15 protein-coding genes and 1 other RNA gene are annotated in these 22,522 nt (G+C 66.9%); 9 read left to right on the forward strand and 7 right to left on the reverse strand.

Features of this window, described 5'->3' with window-relative positions; all coding sequences use genetic code 11:
- Positions 1-282 precede the first annotated feature (282 nt).
- Together EO139_RS07320 and EO139_RS07325 are read left to right on the forward strand one after the other, a co-directional pair.
- On the forward strand, positions 283-2,403 hold the full coding sequence (locus EO139_RS07320; protein ID WP_241235924.1) for a TonB-dependent receptor: 2,121 nt from the start codon (positions 283-285) through the stop codon (positions 2,401-2,403).
- Positions 2,404-3,304: 901 nt separating this feature from the next.
- Positions 3,305-4,375 carry an aldo/keto reductase gene (locus EO139_RS07325; RefSeq protein ID WP_126969938.1) on the forward strand — a complete coding sequence of 357 codons (1,071 nt, stop codon included), beginning with the start codon at positions 3,305-3,307 and terminating at the stop codon, positions 4,373-4,375.
- 108 nt (positions 4,376-4,483) lie between these two features.
- Here EO139_RS07325 and EO139_RS07330 read toward each other — a convergent pair whose 3' ends face one another.
- From EO139_RS07330 to EO139_RS07345, 4 genes are all read right to left on the reverse strand, one after another.
- On the reverse strand, positions 4,484-5,122 hold the full coding sequence (locus EO139_RS07330) for a response regulator transcription factor (RefSeq protein WP_024938967.1): 639 nt from the start codon (positions 5,120-5,122) through the stop codon (positions 4,484-4,486).
- Positions 5,123-5,303: 181 nt separating this feature from the next.
- Positions 5,304-6,365 carry an ABC transporter substrate-binding protein gene (locus EO139_RS07335; protein WP_126969940.1) on the reverse strand — a complete coding sequence of 354 codons (1,062 nt, stop codon included), beginning with the start codon at positions 6,363-6,365 and terminating at the stop codon, positions 5,304-5,306.
- Positions 6,365-7,750, reverse strand: a complete 1,386-nt coding sequence (locus EO139_RS07340; RefSeq protein WP_119130970.1) for a sensor histidine kinase — start codon at positions 7,748-7,750, stop codon at positions 6,365-6,367. The genes EO139_RS07335 and EO139_RS07340 overlap by 1 nt, the downstream gene beginning before the upstream one ends.
- The gene (locus EO139_RS07345; RefSeq protein ID WP_104584007.1) at positions 7,743-8,444 is read right to left on the reverse strand and encodes a response regulator; all 702 of its coding nucleotides are present in this window, start codon (positions 8,442-8,444) and stop codon (positions 7,743-7,745) included. The genes EO139_RS07340 and EO139_RS07345 overlap by 8 nt, the downstream gene beginning before the upstream one ends.
- 241 nt (positions 8,445-8,685) lie before the next feature.
- On the opposite strand from EO139_RS07345, the gene EO139_RS07350 reads away from it, so the two are divergent.
- From EO139_RS07350 to EO139_RS07365, 4 genes are all read left to right on the forward strand, one after another.
- Positions 8,686-9,879, forward strand: coding sequence for an OprO/OprP family phosphate-selective porin (locus EO139_RS07350; protein ID WP_104584006.1), 1,194 nt, complete (start codon positions 8,686-8,688; stop codon positions 9,877-9,879).
- Between the two features lie 238 nt (positions 9,880-10,117).
- Positions 10,118-11,446 (forward strand): CitMHS family transporter, encoded by a 1,329-nt coding sequence (locus EO139_RS07355; RefSeq protein ID WP_104584005.1) that lies wholly within the window; start codon positions 10,118-10,120, stop codon positions 11,444-11,446.
- Between the two features lie 169 nt (positions 11,447-11,615).
- Positions 11,616-12,356: an acetoacetyl-CoA reductase gene (gene phbB / locus EO139_RS07360; RefSeq protein WP_016904744.1), complete on the forward strand. Its 741-nt coding sequence runs from the start codon at positions 11,616-11,618 to the stop codon at positions 12,354-12,356.
- 366 nt (positions 12,357-12,722) lie between these two features.
- Positions 12,723-13,754 carry a LacI family DNA-binding transcriptional regulator gene (locus tag EO139_RS07365; protein WP_104584004.1) on the forward strand — a complete coding sequence of 344 codons (1,032 nt, stop codon included), beginning with the start codon at positions 12,723-12,725 and terminating at the stop codon, positions 13,752-13,754.
- Positions 13,755-13,891: 137 nt separating this feature from the next.
- Here EO139_RS07365 and EO139_RS07370 read toward each other — a convergent pair whose 3' ends face one another.
- Positions 13,892-15,211, reverse strand: coding sequence for an MFS transporter (locus EO139_RS07370; RefSeq protein ID WP_126969942.1), 1,320 nt, complete (start codon positions 15,209-15,211; stop codon positions 13,892-13,894).
- A gap of 267 nt (positions 15,212-15,478) precedes the next feature.
- Here EO139_RS07370 and EO139_RS07375 point away from each other — a divergent pair, with 267 nt between their 5' ends.
- The 3 genes from EO139_RS07375 (at position 15,479) to EO139_RS07390 (ending at position 20,271) form a co-directional block, all read left to right on the forward strand.
- A complete protein-coding gene (locus tag EO139_RS07375; protein WP_164739763.1) occupies positions 15,479-17,935 on the forward strand; it encodes a TonB-dependent receptor in 2,457 nt (818 codons plus the stop codon).
- Positions 17,936-17,969: 34 nt separating this feature from the next.
- Entirely contained in the window at positions 17,970-19,889 is a 1,920-nt protein-coding gene (locus EO139_RS07380; RefSeq protein ID WP_126969946.1) for an alpha-amylase family protein, read from the forward strand.
- A gap of 306 nt (positions 19,890-20,195) precedes the next feature.
- Positions 20,196-20,271, forward strand: a non-coding RNA gene (locus EO139_RS07390) — sX9 sRNA.
- A 68-nt stretch (positions 20,272-20,339) separates the two neighbouring features.
- Here EO139_RS07390 and EO139_RS07395 read toward each other — a convergent pair.
- Positions 20,340-21,020: a type 1 glutamine amidotransferase domain-containing protein gene (locus EO139_RS07395; protein WP_126970043.1), complete on the reverse strand. Its 681-nt coding sequence runs from the start codon at positions 21,018-21,020 to the stop codon at positions 20,340-20,342.
- 239 nt (positions 21,021-21,259) lie between these two features.
- Positions 21,260-22,522, reverse strand: a complete 1,263-nt coding sequence (locus EO139_RS07400) for a flavohemoglobin expression-modulating QEGLA motif protein (RefSeq protein ID WP_126969950.1) — start codon at positions 22,520-22,522, stop codon at positions 21,260-21,262.

The following is a 22,522-nucleotide window of genomic DNA, read 5'->3' on the forward strand; positions in this document are numbered from 1 at the left end:
TGCCGGAGCCACACCGTGTCGGTGTGCGTGGGCGAGCCCTCACCCATCTCCCGCAGCAGCGCGCACTGGGTGAACGTGCGATGCCAACGCAGCGTGCGGATCTGCACGATCGCCGCTGAGCGATCGCGTGGAGGTCGGCGCCACGCGGCACTCGCGCACCCGCCGGTAGCGTGCCCGGCACCCGGGCCACTGCACCTGCTACACTATCGAGAACGATTCCCATTTGACTTTGCCTAGCGGAGCATGCCGCGTGCTCCGTCAGCGCCCTGGAGTTCTTACTCGATGAAGCTTTCCGCCCATGGATCGGCCGGCATGCCGTTCGTTGCCACCCTCTGCCTGTTCGCCTCTGCCACCGCTTCGGCCCAATCGGACGTCACCGACACGCTGGACACCGTGGTGGTGGCCGCCTCGCGCTCCAACATGACCGTGGCCGAGTCGCCGCAGACGGTGCTGATCATCGACAAGGCGCAGATCCAGCAGCAGTTGACGATCTCCAGCAATTCGTCCGATGTGCTCGCCAACCTGATTCCCTCGTACACGCCCAGCCGCGGCAAGATGAACGGCAGCGGCGAAACCCTGCGCGGGCGCACGCCGTTGATCCTGATCGACGGCGTGCCGCAGTCCAACCCGATCCGCCCCACCGGGCGCGAAGCGCACACCATCGACTATGCGATGGTCGAGCGCATCGAAGTCATCCAGGGCGCCAACGCCATCAACGGGCTGGGCGCCACCGGCGGCACCATCAACATCATCACCCGGCGCCCGCAGGACGGCTCGCTGAATCAGCACATCGACGTGCAGGCCACCGCGCCCACGTCCGAGACGCGTGCGGAAACCACCAGCGGCGAGACGCGTTACCGTGTGGATGGCCGCGCGGACAAGCTCGATTACCTGTTCTCGGCCAGCTACAGCGACCAGGGCCTGTATGTGGACGGACAGGGCCGGCCGATCGGCGCCGACAACACCCAGGGCGACCTGATGACGTCCAAGAGCTACGACGTGCTGGCCAAGCTCGGCTACGCGCTCACCGACACGCAGCGCCTGAGCGTCAGCGTCAACCGCTACCGCATCAAGAACGACAACGACTACATCGGCATCCCCGGCAACCGTGCGCAGGGCCTGCCCACCACCTCGGTGCGCGGCACCCCGCAAGGCACCGCACCCTGGAACGATGTGCTGACCTCCAGCCTGTCGTACACCCACGACGATCTGGCCGGCATGCAGCTGAGCGCGATGGTGTTCAACCAGGAGTTCGAAGGGCTGTTCGGCGCCGACAACTCGTCCACGTTCCAGGATCCGCGCATTGCACCGGTCGGCAGCTTGTACGACCAATCGCGTTCGGTCGCTTCCAAGTGGGGCAGCAAGATCAGCCTGACCAGGGACGACCTGCTCGACAACCTGCTCAAGCTCACCGGCGGCGTCGACCTGCTGGCCGACACCGGCAAGCAGGATCTCTACGGCACCGGGCGTACCTATGTGCCCGAATCGGACTACCGCAACCTGTCGCTGTTCGTGCAGGGCGAATACAAGCTGCTGCCCGAGCTGACCCTGCATGCCGGCGTGCGCCGCGAAGAAGCCGAGTTGAAGATCGACAGCTACCAGACGCTGTGGCGCTACAACCGCGTCGCTGTCGAAGGCGGCACGCTCGACTTCAACCAGACCCTCTACAACGCCGGCCTGGTCTACACGCCGCTCGAAGGTGTGAGCTTTTTCACCAGCTATTCCGAAGGTTTCGGCATGCCGGACGTGGGCCGCGTGCTGCGCGCGATCAACACGCCGGGCACACGCGTGGCCAGCCTGAGCACGCTGGAGCCGATCCTGACCAAGAGCGTGGAAGCGGGCACCCGCCTCACGCGTGGCGCCTTCGATGCGGACCTGAGCTACTTCCAGTCCAACTCGGACCTGGGCACGCGCGTGGTGCCGATCAACGGCGCCTTCATGATGAGCCGCGAAAAGACCCGCGTGCAGGGCGTGGACGCCAGCCTGGGCTATCGCCTGGATACGGCGCATCGGCTGCGCCTGTCCTACGCCTACACCCGTGGCCGCTACGACAGCGACAACGACGGGCAGCTGGACGCACGCCTGGACGGGCTCAACGTGGCGCCCAACCGCGTGATTGGATCGTGGTCGGCGCAGTGGACGCCGAAGCTCTCCTCGTTCGTGCAGGCGCAGCACGCCTTCAGCCAGTCCTTCGACGAGGCCGACAAGCGCTTCAGCGGCTACACGCTGGTGGATGCGACGTTCAATTACGCGTTGCCGCGTGGCGCAGTGCGCATGGGCGTGTCCAACCTGTTCGACAAGCAGTACATCACCTACTACTCGCAATCGGCCCTGGTCGAACCGCTGCGCTACTTCGCCGGGCGTGGCCGCACCATCACGCTGGGGTATTCACTGGATTTCTGATGGCGTGGCGTGATTGCCGGCAGCGCGCGACCGATACGCCCGCGCAAGCGTGCTGCTGCGCCTGGATGTCGAGCCGTAGCGCCGTTTAGATGCAGTCAGCAGCCACGTTAGTCGAATGCGCGACGCCCTCGCCGCCCCAGACAGTCGGTCGGCTGCTTTACTGAAACCATGCGCACCGACCATCTCGAAGGGTCCTTGCCCGCCCATCGTCGCGGGACCTTGAGCGGCATGGATGCCGCGCCAGAGCCTACACGGACGTACTTGCGGCGTGTCCCGCGACGGTGGGCGGGCAAGGGCCCTGCAGCAAACTCGCAGCGTCGAGGGCGCGGTGCCCTCACCGCTTGCGGGACACGCCGTGAACCCGTCCCTGGGGGCTCGGTGGCGTCATCCATGCCGCCACACGGTCCCGCAACCGGCAAGGACATCGCAACAGAAAGTTAGTCGGTTGCTTTGCTTAAAAAACCATGCACACCGACCGTCTCGACTGGTCCTTGCCCGCTCACCGTCGCGGGACCTTGAGCGGCATGGATGCCACGCCAGAGCCTACACGGACGTACTTGCGGCGTGTCCCGCGAGGGTGGGCGGGCAAGGGCCCTGCAGCGCAGTCGCGGATATCAGCATCTTGGTCGCCCAATCGCCACCCCGGAAAGGCGCATCTGCGCCCGCTACGTGGGTGTTCGTTGGCGCCCTGCAATCGACGCGGCAGCGCCCCACGCACATCGCATCGAACGCTGCGATGCATGCACGCGGCTGCGGCTGCGGCTGCAGCTACGTGACGATGCTGCGTTGACGATCCGGAGGATCGGGCAAGGATGCCGGATCACCGGGCTCACGCCGACCCGGCGGCCCGCGGCACAGTGCATCGCACGACGCACAACGCCACTATCGGGAGACACACCGCATGAGTCAGACACTGTCGCTGGACCACTATCGCCTGCTTGGCCGTTCCGGGCTGCGCGTCTCGCCGCTGTCGCTGGGCACCATGACCTTCGGCGAAGCCTGGGGCTGGGGCGCGGATGCGGGCGAAGCCAGGCGCATCTTCGATGCCTATGCAGACCGCGGCGGCAATTTCATCGACACCGCGGTCAACTACACCAACGGCGGCGCCGAGCGCATCCTCGGCACGCTGGTCAAGGACCGCCGCGAGCGCTTCGTGCTGGCGACCAAGTTCACCATGGCGCGCGATGCGGACAACATCAATTCTGGCGGCAATCATCGCCTCAACCTGATCCGCTCGGTCGAGACCAGCCTGCGCCAGCTCGACACCGACCGCATCGACCTGCTGTATCTGCACGCCTGGGATTTCACCACCTCGCCGGAGGAAGTGATGCGCGGGCTGGAGCATCTGGTGCAGTCGGGCAAGGTGCTCTACCTAGGCATCTGCAACACCCCGGCCTGGCGCGTGGCGCAGTTGCAGACATTGGCCGATCTGCGTGGCTGGTCGCCGCTGGTGGCGCTGCAGATCGAATACAGCCTGGTCGAACGCAGCGTCGAACACGAATTGCTGCCGATGGCACGCGAACTGGGCCTGGGCGTATTGCCCTGGTCGCCGCTGGGCGGCGGCATCCTGACCGGCAAATACAGCCGCGCCGATCTCTCCGACGACAACGCGGCAGAGGTCTCGAACAGCCGCAAGGGCGTGATCGCCTCGACCGGGCATCTCAACACACGCTCGCTGGAGATCGCCGATGTGGTCGGTGCGGTCGCCGAGGAACTGGGCGCCTCGCGCGCGCAAGTTGCGCTGGCCTGGACCTTGCGCAACCCGGCGGTGGTCTCGCCGGTGATGGGCGCACGCACGCTGCAGCAGGCCGAGGACAACTTCGGTGCGCTGGAGATCGTGTTCAGCGACGACCAACTGGCGCGGCTGGATCAGGTCAGCGGCCTGTCGCCGATCTTCCCGGAGCGCTTCATCGGCCGGCCGATGGCGCAGCAGCTCATCTACGGCAGGCACACGCTACAGCTGCGCAACTGAGCAAACGGCAGGCGCAGGCGCACAGTCACCACCGTCGTCGCTGCAATGCGCCTGGTCGCTGCAAACCCGCGCCGACCGCGATCCCGCAGCGCCGCTGGCCGGCAGCGATCAGCCCTCGCCTTCCGGCTCCAGCGCCTTGACCAGCACCGCCGCCTGCGTGCGGCTGTAGCAGTCCAGCTTCTTCAGGATGGCGGTGACGTGCACCTTGACGGTGTTCTCGGCCAGCCCCAGTTCGTGCGCGATCTGCTTGTTGAGCAGGCCGTCGGCCAGGCTCAGCAGCACGCGGAATTGTTGCGGGGTGAGCTGGGCCAGCTTGGAGGCCAGCTGCGCATCGGCCTCCGAGCGCTCGGCGGTCATCGGCGGGAACCAGGTGCCGCCCTCCAGCACGCTGGCCACTGCGGTGCCGATCGATTCGGCCGGGGTGGATTTGGGAATGAAGCCGGCCGCGCCGAACTGCTGCGCGCGCCGGATCACGCGTGGGTGATCGTTGGAGGAGATCACCACCACCGGGATATCCGGATGCTCGCCCCGCACATGCAACAGCGCCGAGAAGCCGCGTGCGCCCGGCATCGCCAGGTCCAGCAGCACCAGTTCGGCCTGTGGGTGCGAGCGCAGCATCGCGCTCAGCGTGGCGGCGCTGGAGGCCTCCACCACATCGGCCTGTGGCAGGGTCTGCTGCAGCACATGGATCACGGCGGCACGGAACAGCGGGTGGTCGTCGGCGACGAGGATGGTGAGATCGGCCATCTGCCAAGTCTGGCACATGGCCGTGTCGGTTTCCCGCGCCCGGGTGTCCACCGCCACCCCGTTGCGCAGGCGTCAGGCCTGCCGGCAGCCAGCGTCTGCGTTGTGAGCGCCGCTGCCACGTCCCGCAGACGCAAGGCAGGTAGCGCGCGCCGCGCTGGCGCACAGCCGTGCTCGCGGGTCGTCAGCGCCCGCCCTGGCGCGGCGGCTGCGTGCTGGCGCGCCAGGCGTCCAGAAACTGCCGGCGCTTGAGCTTGTCCAGATACACCAACAGGCCCGGGCCCAGCGGGATCGGGCGGAACGGCGGCTGCGCCGAGCCGCCACGCCCGCCGGCGGCCGGCAGGATCGGCATCAGCCGCGCCTCGCGCGAGAGCACCTGCTGGCCGCGCGGCGACAGCAGGTAGTCCAGGAACCGGCGCGCCTCCGGCGCATGCGGTGCGGTCCTGGGGATCACCGCCGTACGCAAGGCCACCAGCGTGTAGTCCTGCGGCTGCACGATGCCCAGCGGCGCGCCGGCGTCGATCCGCGTCTGCGCATAGGAGCCCAGCACGTTGTAGGCCAGCAGCAGCTCGCCCCGGCTGACGCGGTCGAGCAAGGTGCCGGTGCGTTCTTCGAGCCTGACCTGGTTGGCCCCCAACGCGGCCAGCAGCGCACCGGCGATGCTGCCGACCTGCCCGTCCTGGGTGGCGAACAGATAGCCCACCCCGCTGCGCTCGACATCATAGGTGCCGACCCGGCCGCGCAGCGGTGCGTCGGGCGCGCGCAACAGGGCCAGCAGCTGCCGGCGTGTGCGCGGCACGCGTGAGGCCGCCAGCTTGCGCGTGTTGTAGACGATCGCCACCGGCTCGTAGCTGATGCCGAATACCTCATGCCGCCACTGCGCCCACGCCGGCAACGCCTCGGTCTGCGCGGAGCGATGCGCCAATGCATGCCCATCGTTGACCAGCTTGGTCTGCAGATCCATGCTGGCGCTGATCAGCATGTCGGCGGCCGCCGTGGCCTTGCCGGGATGCAGATAGCGGTCATAGATGTCCCAGGCGATCACGTCCTCGTAGATCACCTGGGTGCCCGGATGCAGGCGCTGGTAGTCCTGGATGACCGCGCCGAACACTTCCAGATCGGTGGAGCCCTGCACGCGCAACTGCGCCTGCATCGGGCCCTGCGCGGGAAACACCCGTACATCGCCGGGCGCGGCACGCGCCATAACCGGCGCCAGCAACGCCACCATCAGCAACAGCACGCGCATCACCGCGTCCCTCCAGGAAAATGCAACGAGGCGATCAGCCCGCCGCCGACGCGGTTGCTCAGATCGATGCGCCCGCCGTGCGCTTCGACCACGCGCTTGACGATGGCCAGCCCCAGCCCCGCGCCGCCGGCCGGTGCCTCCGGCCCACGGACGAAACGCTCGAACACGCGCTCGGCCTCGGCGGCGGGAATGCCCGGGCCGTGATCGGCGATGGTCAGCACGTGATGGCTGCCGTCGCTGGTGAGCGCCACCTGCAATGGTGCGCCGGCGCCGTATTTGCAGGCGTTGTCGATCAGGTTCTTCAGCGCCTCGCGCAGCAGCAAGGCATCGCCACGCAGCAGCGCCGGCTGCGGGTCGATCGCCAGGTGCACGCGCGGGGCGCCGTCGCCGCGCGGCAAGGCCTCGTGCAAGGCCTGGTGCAGCACCTCGGCCAGGTCCACGGTGGCAAAACGCTGCAGGTTGGCGCGATGGATCACACTGGCGTCGCTGAGCAATTGATTGAGCAGCCGGCTCATGTGGCTGGCATTGCGCTCGATCGCCACCAGGCTGCGTTGCATCTCGCGCGGGTCGTCGTCGTCCATCGCCAGCTGCGCCTGCGCGCGCAAGGCAGCCAGCGGCGTGCGCATCTGGTGCGCGGCTTCGGCCATGAAGGCGCGCAGGGTTTCGTTGCTGGACGACAGCCGCGCCATGAAACGATTGAGCGCGGTCACCATCAACTGCATCTCCTGCGGTGCCGGCGCGCTCAGCGGCTTCAGGTCGGAGGGCTCGCGCCGCGACAGATCGCGCTCGATGCGCTGCAACGGGCGCAGGGCGCGATACACGCCCAGCCACACCAGGCCCAGGGCCAGCAGCGACAGCACGCCGATCGCCACCAGCGCGTTGAGCACTACATCGCGTGCCACCGCATCGCGCGCGCGCCGGGTCTGACCGACCTGCACGCGCACCTCGCCCTGCCCGGACGCCGATGCCACCCGATGCATCACCACCGCAAAGCGCACCGGCTCGCCGCTGTAGTCGGCATCGAACAGCACCGGGCGCTCGTCGCCGGGCGCGCGCGCCGGCAACGGCAGCCTGTCCTCGCCGGTGATGGTGCGGCCTTGCGCATCGAATACGCGGTAGAACACGCGGTCTTCCGGCGCCATGCCGAGCAGGTCCAGCGAGGCGTACGGCAGATCCACCTGCCAGTCGCCGCCGACCAGCGCCACGCTGTCGATGATCGACAGCGCCGAGGACACCAGCAGATGATCGTAGGAACGGTTGGCGGCGCGCTCACCGTAATCGCGTGCGGCAAAGAACAGCACCACCGCGCCCAGCAACGACAGGCTGCCCAGGTACAGCAGCAGGGTGCGCCGGATCGACGGTGCCACCATCTGCGGCTCAGCCATCGAGGCCGGGCTCCACCGGCGCATGCGGATCGGCTTCCTCGAGCTTGTAGCCGGCCCCGCGCACGGTGACGATGCGCAACGGCGCGCCCGCCAGCTTGCGACGCAGGCGGCCGACATACAGCTCGATCGCATTGGGCCCGGCATCGTCGTCGAAGCCGAACAAGCCGTTGCCGATCTCGTCCTTGCCCACCACCTGGCCCAGGCGTCCGATCAGGATCTCGAACAGGCGGTACTCGCGGTTGGGCAACTCGATCGGCGCCCCGTCCAGCACTAGCGTGTGCGCGGCGTTGTCGAACACGAACCCGCCGATCTGCACCACCTCGCTGGCCTGCCCGCGATTGCGCCGCAGCAGCACCCGGCAACGCGCCTCGAACTCGCGGAAATCGAACGGCTTGCCCAGGTAATCGTCGGCCCCGACATCCAGCGCCTGCACGCGGTCCTCGATGCCGTCGCGCGCGGTCAGCATCAGCACCGGCGTGGTATCGCCACGCTCGCGCATCCCGGCCAGCACACGCAATCCATCCAGCTTGGGCAGGCCGATATCCAGCACCACCAGATCGAAGCTCTGATAGCGCAGCACGCTCGCCGCCGCCAGGCCATCGGACTGCCAATCCACCGCATGCCCGCTACGGCGCATGCGCCGCACGATGGCATCGGCGAGGTCGGCGTTGTCTTCGACTAGCAGCAGGCGCATGAGGCGGGAATCGGGAATGGGGAATCGGGAATCGGAACAGCGGTTGTCCGCGGCCGGAAGGTAACAGCCCTCGCGGACAAAAGCTCTTAATGCTCTTGCGATTCCCCATTCCCGACTCCCCATTCCCGCGCCAACGACAGGTCCATGACAGCTTCGCCGGACTAGGCTGCTGCCAACGCGCCGCAGCGTGCTTGTGCGGTGCATCGCTGAACGTGATTCACACATGTACCTGGGAGGGTCTGTGAGCAACGACACCTTGCGTCTGCGCGTCTTCACCGCCTGTGCTGCGCTGTGCCTGGCACCGGCGGCGCAGGCGGCCGAGGGCGACGGTCCGGTCACCGCCGAGGTGGGTGGGCGCGTGCACTGGGACTTCACCATGTTCGACAACGACGAACGCGGCACCCCCGAGCGCAACGACACCCAGTTCCGCCGCGCGTGGCTGGATGTGGCGGGCAAGTTCTACGGCTTCACCTACAAGGCCGAAGCGGAATTTGCCGGCCTGCAATACGAGTCAGGCAGCCGCGGCATCCTGGCGCGCGATGTGTATGTCGCCAAGAAATTTTCCGCCGGTACGCTGACCGTGGGCCAGTTCAAGCAGTACTTCTCGCTGGACGACCGCACCGGCTCCAACTACGGCCCGTTCCTGGAACGCGGATATGCGGCCACCACGCTGGCGCCGATCTACCGCAAGGCGATCTCCTGGCAGGCCAATCGTCCCGATGCAACCTGGTCCACGGCGGCCTACAGCCTGGAAAGCATCGACAACTCCTCCACCAAGGGCGGCGCGCTCGGCACCCGGCTGACCTTCGCACCGGAGATGGGCGAGGCGCGGCTGCGCCACCTGGGCGTGTCGCTGGCGCACGAGCGCTATTCGCATCCGGGCAGCGGCGGCGCGGCGCCCCTGCTGATCCGCCCACGCCCGGAAAACGATCTGGCCAACAACAGCCGCATCACCCTGGCGCGCTTTGCCGATGGCCGCGATACCGATTTCGACAAATGGTCGCTGGAGTACGCCGAAGTGCTGGGCCCATGGTCGTGGCAGAGCGAATTCAGCGGTGGCCTGCTCGACGACGGCTCCCAACATGCCAAGGTGTTGGCCAGCTACGGCCTGGTCAGCTGGTTCGTCACCGGCGAGTCGCGCGGCTACGACCGCAAGACCGGCCGTTTCAGCCGCATCAACACGCCCAACCGTCCCTCCGGCGCGTTCGAGCTGGCCCTGCGTTATGACTACATGCGCGGCGACCAGCACCTGGATGGCCAACCCGATTTCATCAACGCCAGCACGCAGTCGTGGACGCTGGGCGGCAACTGGTACTTCAAGCCGAACCTGCGCGTGATGCTCAATGTGATCGACAGCCGCAACCGCGACCGCAGGGTCGATGCGGTGGTCGATCACACGCTGGCGGTGACCGGCCGGTTTCAGTACGACTTCTGATGACGTGCATGCGCGCACCGGCATTCACGGCGATTGGCAGCACCGGGCGCGTTGCGCCGCGCAAGCGCACCGTTGCCGTCACTGCTGCTCCGGCGCATCGAAAGCCGTGGCCGGTGCGACACTCGACGATGCGCTCAGCCGGCGCTAATGCACCGCATCCACGGCATCGCCGCTGCATGCGCTGCGCGGCGGCGCGCTCCACTCTCCCCCTGTTGTATGCCTCAAAGGATGTGCCCGCATGCTGACCGCGCTCGGTTTCGGAATGGTGATCACCTTCATGTACCTGATCATGAGCAAGCGGCTGTCGCCGCTGGTGGCTCTGATCACGGTGCCGATCGTGTTCGCGCTGCTGGGCGGCTTCGGCACCGGCATCAACGAGATGATGCTCGACGGCATCAAGAAGATCGCGCCCACCGGCGTGATGCTGATGTTCGCCATCCTCTACTTCGGGGTAATGATCGATGCCGGCCTGTTCGATCCGCTGGTCGGCCGCATCCTGCGCCTGGTCAAGGGCGATCCGCTGAAGATCGTGATGGGTACCGCGATCCTGGCGATGCTGATCTCGCTCGACGGCGATGGCTCCACCACCTACATGATCACCGTGTCGGCGATGCTGCCGCTGTACCAGCGCCTGGGCATGAACGCGCTCAACCTCACCTGCGTGACCATCCTGGCCAGCGGCGTGATGAACCTGACCCCGTGGGGCGGCCCCACCGCACGCGCCGCCACCGCCCTGCATGTGGATCCGGCTGACGTGTTCGTGCCGCTGGTGCCGGCGATGGCGATGGCGATCGCCGGCATCCTCACGCTGGCCTGGTATCTGGGCATGCGCGAACGGCGCCGCCTGGGCGTGGTGCGCCTGCCGGCCGACGGCAACTGGCTGGACACCAGCATCCCGGAAGAAAGCGATGCGCTGCCGCGGGTGGAAGACACCGAGGACATGAAGCGGCCCAAGCTGCTGTGGGTGAACCTGCTGCTGACCCTGGCGCTGATGGCCGCGCTGGTGGTGGGCGTGCTGCCGATGCCGGTGCTGTTCATGATCGGCTTTGCGCTGGCGCTGATGATCAACTACCCCAACCTGGCCGAGCAGCGCCGCCGCCTGGTCAATCACGCCGGCAATGTGCTGTCGGTGGTGTCGCTGATCTTCGCCGCCGGCATCTTCACCGGCATCCTATCCAACACCGGCATGGTCGAAGCGATGTCGCGCAGCTTCCTGGCGGTGATCCCGGACAGCTGGGGCCCGTATCTGGCGGTGATCACCGCGATCGTCAGCATGCCGTTCACGTTCTTCATGTCCAACGACGCGTTCTACTTCGGCGTGCTGCCGATCCTGTCCGAGGCCGCCGGCCACTACGGCATCACCCCGGTGGAAATGGCCCGCGCCTCGCTGGCCGGGCAACCGGTGCATCTGCTCAGCCCGCTGGTGCCATCGACCTACCTGCTGGTCGGCCTGGCCAAGGTCGACTTCGCCGACCATCAGCGCTTCACGCTGAAGTGGGCAGTGCTGATTTCGCTGCTGATGCTGGCGGGCGGGCTGGTGTTTGGCCTGTTTCCGTTGGCGCGCTGACGCCCGCCGGGAATGGGGAATCGGGAGTGGGGAATCGTAAGGGCGGCGCTGTGCTGTCGTGTCGATTACTGACTTCCACATGGAAACCCAGAGACCGCAAAGGCGGCTCCTGCGCTACCGATTCCCCACTCCCGATTCCCCATTCCCAAACTCCGAAGGAGTTCAAGCAATGACACTTCGCATCGCATACGTCACCAGCGGCATGGGCAGCGTGGGTACCGCGATCTGCCAGAAGCTGGCGCGCAGCGGGCATACCGTGGTCGCCGGTTGCGGGCCCAATTCGCCGCGCAAGACCTCCTGGTTGCGCGAGCAACGCGAGCAGGGCTTCGAGTTCGTCGCCTCCGAAGGCAATGCCGCCGATTGGGATTCCACCGTGGCCGCCTTCGCCAAGGTCAAGGCCGAGGTCGGCGAAATCGATGTGCTGGTCAACAACGCCGGCGGTAGCCGCGACACCTTGTTCCGGCAGATGAGCCGCGACGACTGGAACGTGGTGATCGCCAGCAACCTGCATTCGCTGTTCAACATCACCAAGCAGGTGGTCGACGGCATGACCGCGCGCGGTTGGGGACGCATCGTCAACATCGGCTCGGTCAGTGCGCACAAGGGCCAGATCGGGCAGATCAATTTCGCCACCGCCAAGGCGGCGATGCATGGTTTCAGCCGCGCCCTGGCGCAGGAAGTCGCCTCGCGCGGGGTCACCGTCAACACCATCTCGCCGGGCTATATCGCCAGCGCCTCGATCAGCAGTTTCCCGCCCGACGTGCTCGACCGCCTGGCCACCTCGGTGCCGATCCGCCGGCTCGGCAAACCGGCCGAAGTCGCCGGCCTGTGCGCCTGGCTCGCCTCCGATGAAGCCGCTTACGTGACCGGCGCCGATTACGCGGTCAACGGTGGCCTGTACATGGGCTGAGAGACGCCACGAAGACGGCAAGCGGTCTTCAGGTGCGTGCTGACAGCGCGCACGCACCGGCCGGTGAGTGGTACATGCCGGTTCCGAACACCGACCGCCGCCAGGCGGGGCGAACCGTCATTGTCATGGGCGCGCTGAAGCTGCACCGCTCCCAGCATCGCCGCTCTAACATTACTGATCTGCAGCCTCACCACACAGCAGCCTCACGCTCCTGGTGGCCGCGGTGATGCACGCCGCGCCTGCCCTGCGCTTGCATGCGGGTGCGTGATGGTGCCTGACCCGCACGCGCAAGCGACCGCCACTGCGTCGATCAACCCGCCTCCAGTGCGAACTGATTACACTCGGGTTTTTCCGCACTGCGCTGACATGGCCAAACCTTCAGAACGCGCCACGCCGGGGCCCCGCCCGCAGATGGCCGACATCGCCCGCATGGCGGGGGTGTCCGAATCCACCGTGTCGCGCGCCCTGGCCGGCAGCCCGGTGGTCGCCGAGCGGACGCGTGCGTACATCAAGCAGATTGCCGCCGATGCCGGCTACCAGGTCGATCCGATCGCGCGCAGCCTGCGTGCCAAACGCTCCAATACGGTGAGCGTGGCCGTGCCGATGATGCATGCACTGGACCAGCCGCTGTCGGATCCCTTCATGATGACGATGCTGGCACTGCTGGCCGAGGAACTGACCGGGCGCGGCTACAGCATGCTGCTGTCCAAGCTGGACCGGCATCAGGACGGATGGGTGGAACAACTCGCACGCGGCAGCCGCTCCGATGGCGTGATCGTGCTGGGGCAAAGCTCCGAGCATGCCGCGCTGGACGAAGCCGCACGCGATGGCCTGCCGATGGCAGTGTGGGGAAGCCGCATCGATGGGCAGTCGTACATCAGCGTGGGCAGCGACAATTTCCAGGGCGGCGCGCTGGCCACCGACCATCTGATCGCCAGCGGCCGTCGCCGCATTGCCTTCCTCGGCGATGACCAACTGCCCGAGGTTGCGCCGCGCTTTGCCGGCTATCGCCATGCGCTGCAGCGGCACGGGCTGGACTTCGATACGCGGCTGCACGCGCGCAGCCACTTCCTCAGCGAAGACGCCTACCGCCTTACCCGCGCCATGCTCAAGAAGACCGATCCGCCGGATGGCCTGTTCGCCGCCTCCGACGTGATCGCGGTCGGTGCGATCCGTGCCCTGGTCGAAGCCGGGCATCGCGTGCCGCAGGACATCTCGCTGGTGGGCTTCGACGATATTCCGCTGGCCGCCTATAGCCAGCCACCGTTGACCACGGTGCGGCAGGACCTGGGGCTGGCCGCACGCCTGCTGGTGGACCGGCTGCTGGCGCTGATCGGCGGCGAAGCGGTGGAGTCGGTGGAGATGCCGGTGAAGCTGGTGGTGCGTGAATCGGCTTGAGGCCGGGAATCGGGAATCGGGAATCGGGAATCGTAAGAGCGGGCGTGCTGGCGTGCGGTGCGCAACTGCGCGTTGCCGCCGGCGTGATCGCTGTCGGTTGCTTCAGTACGCAGCGACACAGACGTAGCGCGTCGCGGCTACACCACTGCTGCCTTGGGCTTGCGGACGCGTACGCACAGCATCGCCACCGCCGCTGCCAGCATCAGCGCGCCGGCCAGGCGGATCACGTTGCGCGGGTCGCCATGCAACAGCCACGCGTAGTACAGCGGCAGGGTGACGATCTGGATCAGCATCGGCAGCACGATGAACAGGTTGAACAGGCCCATGTACACACCGGTGCGCTCGGGCGGGATGCTGTCGGCCAGCATCAGGTAGGGGTTGCCCATCATGCTGGCCCAGGCCAGGCCGATGCCGATCATCGGCAACAACATCAGCCAGCGGTCCTGGATGCCCGGCAACACCCACATGCCGACCCCGGCCGCGATCAGGCAAGCCGCATGGGTGTACTTGGGGCCGATGCGGCGCACCACCGGCACCATCGCAAACGCGGCCAGAAACGCGATGAAGTTGTAGAACCCGCCGATCTGCCCATTGACCAGGCCGGCCTCGCGGAAGCCATGCGAGTTGGCGTCGGTGGTGCCGAACAAACTGGTCGACAGCGACAGCACGATGTATTGCCAGTAGCAGAAGATCGCATACCACTGGAACAGCATCACCGGCGCGAGCTGGCGCATGGTGGGCGGCATCGCGCGCAGGGCGCCGTAGATTTCGCGCACGGTGGCGCCCAGGCCGGCACCGGTCTGGCGCATCCGCGCGATCTCTGCCGGCGCGATCGCCGGCTCGCGCACGCTGCGCGCGGTGAGCAGGATCGAGGCCACAGAGAACCCCGCACCGATCACGAAGGCGGCGATGGTGACGTAGGGAATATGGTGCGCATTGGCGGCGTCCTGGTTCATGCCCATCCACACCAGCAACGGCGGGGTCAGATACGCCAGCGTCTGCGCAAGCCCGGTGAACGCGCTTTGGGTCAGATACCCCAGCGGCCGCTGCGGTGGCGCCAGCACATCGCTGACCAGGGCGCGGTATGGCTCCATCGCCACGTTGTTGGCCGCATCCAGGATCCACAGCAGGCATACCGCCATCCACAACGCGGTGCTGAACGGCATCGCCAGCAGGCACAGGCTGCACACCAGCGCACCCAGCACCATGTACGGCATGCGCCGGCCCCAGCGGGTCACCGAGCGGTCGCTCCACGCACCGACGAACGGTTGCAGCACCAGCCCGGTGATCGGCCCGGCCAGCCACAGGTACGGCAGGCTGGCGTGATCGGCGCCCAGATAGTTGTAGATCGGGCTCATGTTGCTCTGCTGCAGGCCGAAGCTGTATTGCACGCCGAAGAAGCCGGCGTTGAGCGCCAGGATGCGCGCGAAGGAGAACGGAGTGGCGGTCGACGACATGCAAGGCCCTGGGCATCGGTGCGGCTCCCAGTGGCCGCAGCGCACTGTACCCTGCCGCCTCTGCAATCGATTGTAACGCTGCGCCGCAACACGCTTTCGCTTTCAAACACACAAGCTCTCAGGCACCGGAACGATGCTGCAGCGCAAGATTGCAATCGATTGTATTGCAGCGTATTACTGCGCTCGCACTGCAGGCCACACGGCCACTCCCTGGGAGGGGACGATGCAGGCGTCGGCCTACCACCATCCGTGAAAGAGAGAACCGCAATGCCCACCTTGCACACCCTGCGCCTGCATGCCCTGGCCTGCGCGGTCGCCTCCTGCCTGTGCGCGCCCGCCGCGCTGGCGCAGGACGCGGCCACCGCCACACCCGTCACGCCGCCGGCCGCCGACAGCGCCGCGGTCAACCTGGATTCGGTGTTCGTCACCGGCACCTCCACCGCCACCACCAAGCTGAAGTCCAGCGTGTCGGTCAGCACCGTCGGCGCCGAGGCGATCGAACAATCGGCGCCACGCAGCACCGCCGAAATCTTCCGCAACATTCCCGGCATCCGCTCCGAATCCAGCGGTGGTGAGGGCAACGCCAACATCGCCGTGCGTGGCCTGCCGGTTGCCTCCGGCGGCGCCAAGTTCCTGCAGCTGCAGGAAGACGGGCTGCCGGTGATGGAATTCGGCGATATCGCCTTCGGCAACGCGGACATCTTCCTGCGCTCGGATTTCACCCTGGACCGCATCGAAGCCATCCGCGGCGGCTCGGCATCGACGTTCACCAGCAATGCGCCCGGCGGCATCATCAACTTCATCAGCAAGACCGGCGACACCGCAGGTGGCAGCGTCGGCGTGAGCCGCGGCCTGGACTACGACAACACCCGCGTTGACTTCGACTACGGTGCGCCGTTCGCGGAAAACTGGCAGTTCAACATCGGCGGCTTCTTCCGCCAGGGCGATGGCGTGCGCGATGCCGGCTACACCACCGACAAGGGCGGCCAGCTCAAGGCCAATCTGACCCGGCTGTTCGAGAACGGCTACGTGCGTGTCTACGGCAAATACCTCAACGATCGCGCCGCCGGTTATCTGCCGGTGCCGACCTCCGTGCGTGGCCGCGACGGTTCGCCGGACCTGGGTGGTTTTGCCGGTTTCGATCCGGGCAACGACACCTTGTACAGCCGCAATTTCCGCAACGATGTCGGCCTGGACGGCAACAACCGGCCGCGCCGCACCGACCTGGGCGACGGCATGCATCCGATCTCGCGCACCATCGGTGCCGAGGCCTGGTTCGACCTGGGCAACGGCTGGAACCTGAGCGAGAAGTTCCGCATCGCCGACAACAGCGGCCGCTTCGTCAGCCCGTTCCCGGCCGAGGTTACCGATGCCGCCACGCTCGCCGCCTCCATCGGCGGCGCCGGCGCGCAACTGGTGCAGGCCAGCGGCCCGGACGCCGGCCAGGCCTACACCGGCAACGCGATCCGCACGCATCTGTTCAACGTGGCGATCAACGACCTGGGCAACGTCACCAACGACCTCAGCGTCTCGCGCGAGTTCGGCAGCGACGGCCGCACGCTCAACCTGCGCATGGGCTACTACAGCTCGCGCCAGACCATCGACATGGACTGGACCTGGAACTCCTACGTGCAGAGCCTGGGCCGCGATTCGCGCCTGCTCAACGTGGTCGATGCCGGCGGCGTGTCGCGCTCGCAAAACGGTTTGTACGCGTACGGCACTCCGTTCTGGGGCGATTGCTGCAACACGCGCAGCTACGACGTGCGCTACGACGTCAACGCACCCTATCTCGCGCTCACCTTCGACAGCGGCAAGTTCAGCATCGACGGCAGCCTGCGTTACGACATGGGCGATGCACGCGGCAACTATGCCGGCACCGCGATCGCACAGAACCTGGACGTCAACGGCGACGGCGTGATCCAGCCGGTGGAACAGCGCGTAGCCACGGTCGACACCGCCAACGCGCGGCCAGTGGATTACGACTGGAATTACCTGTCGTATTCGCTGGGCAGCAATTACCTGATCAACGACGACCTGGGTGCGTTCGCGCGCATCAGCCGCGGCGCACGCGCCAATGCCGACCGCCTGCTGTTCGGGGTGATCCGCGACGATGGCTCGGTCTCCTCCGACGAAGGCGTCAACGTGGTTCGCCAGGCCGAAGCCGGCCTGAAGTGGCGCCGCGACGGACTGAGCCTGTTCGCCACCGCGTTCTCGGCGCGCACCGAGGAGCAGAACTTCGAAGTCACCAGCCAGCGCTTCTTCAACCGCAGCTACGAAGCGCACGGCGTGGAGCTGGAAGCCAGCTATCGCCATGAAGGCTTCACCGTCAATGGCGGCCTGACCTGGACCGATGCGGAGATTTCCAGGGACCAGATCACCCCGGAAAACACCGGCAACGTGCCGCGTCGCCAGGCCGATGTGGTGTGGCAGCTCACCCCCAGCTACCGCGGCGACGGTTATCAGTTCGGCGTCAACCTGATCGGCACCACCGATGCCTACACCCAGGATTCCAATCAGCTGAGGATGCCCGGCTATACGCAGGTGAACCTGTTCGGCGACTACCGCGTCACCGACGCACTCACCGTCGCGCTCAACGTCAACAACCTGTTCAACACCTTCGGCCTGACCGAGGCCGAGGAAGCCAGCATCCCGGCCAACGGCATCATCCGCGCGCGTTCGATTGCCGGCCGCACCACCAGCATCAGCCTGCGCTACGACTTCTAAGGACCCCTCGCCGGGTTCGTCCCGGCGCCTGCCAATGAGCACCTCCCCCACCGATCTCACTGCAGTGCGCGCGGCCTTTACCGCGCCGCTGGACCCGCAGCGTGCGAGCACGCTGTTGCCACGCTTCGACCGGCACGCGCCGCGCCTGCTGGATGCCCTGCACACCCTGTACGGCGCACGCCCCGACACAGCGGCCTGGCTGACGCAGTGGATGGCTGCGTTGGGCAGCCTCGCACAGCAGCGCCCGCAACCGCTGCAACAGCTCGACACCGCACGCCAGCCCGGCTGGTTCGGCGAGCAGCACATGCTGGGCTACAGCGCCTACGTGGACCGCTTCGCCGGCACGCTGCAAGGGGTGGCCGAACGCGTGCCGTACCTGCAGGAGCTGGGCGTGCGCTATCTGCACCTGCTGCCGTTCCTGCGCGCACGCGCCGGCGATAACGATGGTGGCTTTGCGGTCAGCGATTATGGCCAGGTGGAGCCGAGCCTGGGCAGCAACGACGACCTGGTCGCGCTGACCACGCGCCTGCGCGAGGCCGGCATCAGCCTGTGCGCGGATTTCGTGCTCAACCACACCGCCGACGACCACGCCTGGGCACAGGCGGCGCGGGCCGGCGATGCGCGCTATCTCGACTACTACCATCACTTCGCCGATCGCACGCAGCCCGATCAGTACGAAGCCACGCTGGGGCAGGTCTTCCCGCATACCGCACCCGGCAATTTCACCTGGGTGGACGCCACCGGACGGTGGATGTGGACCACGTTCTATCCCTATCAGTGGGATCTGAACTGGAGCAACCCGGCGGTGTTCGGCGAGATGGCGCTGGCGATGCTGCAGCTGGCCAACCTGGGCGTGGAAGCCTTCCGGCTGGATTCCACCGCCTACCTGTGGAAGCGCCCCGGTACCGACTGCATGAATCAACCCGAGGCGCACACCTTGCTGGTGGCGCTGCGCGCAGTCACCGATATCGTGGCGCCGTCGGTGGTGATGAAGGCCGAGGCCATCGTACCGATGACGCAATTGCCGCCCTACTTCGGCAGTGGCGCGGACCAGGGCCACGAATGTCACCTGGCCTATCACAGCACACTGATGGCGGCCGGCTGGTCGGCCCTGGCCTTGCAACGCGGCGACATCCTGCACGATGTCATCGCGCATAGCCCGCCGCTGCCGGCCAACTGTGCATGGCTGAGCTATGTGCGCTGCCACGACGACATCGGCTGGAACGTGTTGCAGCACGAAGCCGCCGGCAACGCCGCGCAGCCGCCATTCGCGCTGCGCGATGTCGCGCGCTTCTATGCCAACGAGATGCCGGGCAGCTACGCGCGTGGTGAGAGCTTCCAGAGCAGTGGCGACGGCGTGCACGGCACCAATGGCATGGCCGCGGCACTGGCCGGGATCCAGGCCGCACAGGCATCGGGCGATACGGCGGCGTTGCGCATGGCGGTGGATCGGCTGGTGTTGCTCTATGCCATCGCGCTGGCGATGCCGGGCGTGCCGTTGATCTACATGGGCGACGAACTCGCCCTGCCCAACGACGGCAGCTACCGCGACGATCCGCAGCGTCAGCACGAAGGTCGCTGGTTGCATCGCCCGGCGATGGATTGGCACCTTGCAGCACAGCGCGAAGATGCAGCCAGCCTGAGCGGCACGGTGTATCGCCGGCTGCGCGGATTGATCCGGCAGCGTGCCGCGCTGCCCGCACTGGCTGCCAGTCAGCCGCTGGGCAGCATTGCGCTGGACGATTCACGTCTGTTTGCGTTGACCCGTGGCGATGACTTTGTGGCCGTGCACAACTTCGGCGAGCAACCGCTGACGGTGGAGCTTGCCGCACTTGGGGGCGACCGGTGGACGATGTTGGCGGATGGCAGCGAGGCGGCTACCGAATCGCTGGGCGATGCCATGCGGCTGGTGCTGCCGGCTTATGCGGTGCGCTGGCTGGAGCGTATTGCTTGAACGATATGGTGCAGGTTCGTGGCGCTCCTGCAGGGCAGACGATCCGCGGCCAGAGCGGACGATCTGTGACCTAGCTGCCGGGCCCTTGCCCACCTACCATCGCGGAACACGCCGCAAGTACGTCCGTGTAGGCTCTTACGCGACAGTAGGCGGGCAAGAGCCAATCTGGATGGTCGGTGCGCTTGATTACAAACACCGGATTGCGTCGGGCTATCGGATGCCGCTGCATTTTGAAGGCGCACGATAAAATCGCTAAGAACTCCTGCGCTCAGCGTCGGAAGGATGCGGCCGCAGCTCGGCACCGGTGTATCCCACGCGTACACGCCGGTTGCTCCGCACCTTTCGTGCCCCGCCGACGAACGATCGCTACGCTTTGTTCGCCGCTCCAGATCAAATGCCGCACTGTCTTTCCGGTGGCCGTCCTTGCGCCACCATAGGACAACCGAAGAATCAGCGCTTCGACAACTCGAGCAACGCTTCGGCCGCCTTTTCCGAAGACGCGGGGTTCTGGCCGGTGACCAGCATGCCGTCGGTGACCACGTGCACGCCCCAGTCGGCGCCCTTCTCGTAGCGGCCGCCGAGCTCGGTCAGCACGTCTTCGACCAGGAACGGCACGATCTTGGTCAGACCCACGCCCTCTTCCTCGCCATTGGTGAAGCCGGTGACGCGGCGGCCGTTGACCAGCGGCTTGCCATCGTTGCCCTTGACCCGGCGCAGCGCGCCCGGTGCGTGGCACACCAGGCCATGCGGCTTGTTGGCCACGGCGAACGCTTCGATCAGCGCGATCGAATCCGCGTCTTCGGCCAGATCCCACAACGGACCATGGCCGCCCGGGTAGAACACCGCATCGAAGTCCTCGGCCTTCACGTCTGCCAGGCGATGCGTACTTGCCAGGGCCTTTTGCGCGTCGGCGTCCTGCTTGAAGCGCTTGGTCGCTTCGGTCTGCGCGTCGGGCTCGTCGCTCTTGGGATCCAGCGGCGGTTGGCCGCCCTTGGGCGAGACCAGGGTGATGTCGGCGCCGGCATCCTTGAACACGTAGTACGGCGCGGCGAACTCTTCCAGCCAGAAGCCGGTCTTCTTGCCGGTATCGCCGAGTTGATCGTGGGACGTGAGCACCATCAGGATCTTCATCGCATTGCCTCGTGTCATGGCCCGTCTCGGGCGAGACCACCAGTGTCCGGATCAGCCCGTTGCAACATCGTGTAGAACGCGTCTGCGCGACGCATGCGGTTCAGCACCGCTTGGGGCGGCGATGCAATCAAGGCAAGCGGCTGCGCCGCCCAGCATCCACGAGTGAGGTGCGACTAGCGGCAGCGCGCTGCGCGCCTGCACCCTGCCCGGCGCCTGTCCGCGAGCTGGCGTAACGACGCTCAGACATTCATCGCCGGCGGCTGCAGCTGATCCATGCGGATGCGGTTGGCGAACAACGAAAACGCCAGCATGCCGGCCAGCCCGCTGACCCGGCTCACCCACGGCGGCAACCAGCGCGGTGCGACCAGCACGCCGCTGTCGAACAAGGGCGCAAGGCGCGCCACATCGCCCAGCGCCATCTTGCCGGCGAACAGGTAGCGGCATAGCTGCAGCTGGTCGCGCTGCAAGGCATGCCGGAAGAACGTATGCACCGCGACCAGCCCGCGCAGGTACACCGTGTCCTTGGTGAAGGCGCCGCCGCCGGAGGTCGGCACGCCGCGGAATACGCGCTGCGCCGAGGAAAAGCTCTCCGCCGCGCCCTGCCCGCCGGCAGTGAAGTAACGGAACACCTCGATGAAATCCGCGCCGGAGCGCGCCATCGCAATCGCCTCGATGCGCAGGCTGATGCGCTTCATGCGTTCGATGTCGATGCTGCCGGTGATCTGCTCGGCAAAGGTCGCCAGGCCTTCCTGCGTGGCGGTGGTGCGCGGCGAGGAAATGCCCAGGCTGGGCAGGTGCAGCTGCGCGCGCCCGTTGAGCGCGGTGAGCGAATGCACCAGCGCCTCGTGATGGAACAGCTGCGCACGGTCGTAATCGCTGAAAGTGGCGCCCGTGCGCAGGCGGATGCGGTGTGCACCTGCGGCCGCCTTGGCCAGCAGATCCGGATCCAGCGTGACGGTGATGACGCGCCCTTCGAAGAACGCGTCCAGATCGTTCTGCAGCTGCATGCGCAAGGCGGTGGCCGACACCGACACCTGCTCTTCGGGCGCCAGCAGCTCGCGGTCCAGCTCCTGCGCGATCTGGATGAAATGCCGCGCCGCCTCACGCGTGCTCGGGCCGTTGCCCGGCATCGGGTCGTCGGGCACGCCGAACAGCTGCGCCGAGTAATCGCTGACTGCGGAAGTGCCCAGCGACTCCAGCAGGCCGGCAGCCAGATCCCAGCTATGGGTCGAATCGATCAGGTAGGCGCCGATCGGATGGTGCGGGTCGGCCGCCCTGGCGATCGCGGACAGTTCGCGCCGGGTGTCGCCAAAGTCCAGCGCCGGGTACTCCACCTGCGGCAGCTCCGGTTGCCCGCGCGCCACGCTCTGCAGGAACGGCTCCTGCAGCGAGCGCGGCCAGCTCGCCAGGGCGAGCAGGCGCACGCCACGCACGGCCTTGACCAGGCGCGCATCCAGCGCCGCATGGTGGACGATGTCCGGCGGGCCCTTGCGCGATGGCAT

The organism is Xanthomonas sp. BRIP62411 (genome assembly GCF_003993525.1).
Lineage (GTDB): Bacteria > Pseudomonadota > Gammaproteobacteria > Xanthomonadales > Xanthomonadaceae > Xanthomonas > Xanthomonas euroxanthea.

Bases quoted from the DNA above. Each gene is read 5' to 3' on its own strand.
- EO139_RS07395 (WP_126970043.1), bottom strand. From the start codon at position 21,020: ATGAAGATCCTGATGGTGCTCACGTCCCACGATCAACTCGGCGATACC.
- EO139_RS07340 (WP_119130970.1), bottom strand. From the start codon at position 7,750: ATGGCTGAGCCGCAGATGGTGGCACCGTCGATCCGGCGCACCCTGCTG.
- phbB (WP_016904744.1), top strand. From the start codon at position 11,616: ATGACACTTCGCATCGCATACGTCACCAGCGGCATGGGCAGCGTGGGT.
- EO139_RS07365 (WP_104584004.1), top strand. From the start codon at position 12,723: ATGGCCAAACCTTCAGAACGCGCCACGCCGGGGCCCCGCCCGCAGATG.
- EO139_RS07400 (WP_126969950.1), bottom strand. From the start codon at position 22,522: ATGCCATCGCGCAAGGGCCCGCCGGACATCGTCCACCATGCGGCGCTG.
- EO139_RS07330 (WP_024938967.1), bottom strand. From the start codon at position 5,122: ATGGCCGATCTCACCATCCTCGTCGCCGACGACCACCCGCTGTTCCGT.
- EO139_RS07345 (WP_104584007.1), bottom strand. From the start codon at position 8,444: ATGCGCCTGCTGCTAGTCGAAGACAACGCCGACCTCGCCGATGCCATC.
- EO139_RS07335 (WP_126969940.1), bottom strand. From the start codon at position 6,365: ATGCGCGTGCTGTTGCTGATGGTGGCGTTGCTGGCGCCGGTTATGGCG.
- EO139_RS07380 (WP_126969946.1), top strand. From the start codon at position 17,970: ATGAGCACCTCCCCCACCGATCTCACTGCAGTGCGCGCGGCCTTTACC.
- EO139_RS07375 (WP_164739763.1), top strand. From the start codon at position 15,479: ATGCCCACCTTGCACACCCTGCGCCTGCATGCCCTGGCCTGCGCGGTC.
- EO139_RS07320 (WP_241235924.1), top strand. From the start codon at position 283: ATGAAGCTTTCCGCCCATGGATCGGCCGGCATGCCGTTCGTTGCCACC.
- EO139_RS07355 (WP_104584005.1), top strand. From the start codon at position 10,118: ATGCTGACCGCGCTCGGTTTCGGAATGGTGATCACCTTCATGTACCTG.
- EO139_RS07370 (WP_126969942.1), bottom strand. From the start codon at position 15,211: ATGTCGTCGACCGCCACTCCGTTCTCCTTCGCGCGCATCCTGGCGCTC.
- EO139_RS07325 (WP_126969938.1), top strand. From the start codon at position 3,305: ATGAGTCAGACACTGTCGCTGGACCACTATCGCCTGCTTGGCCGTTCC.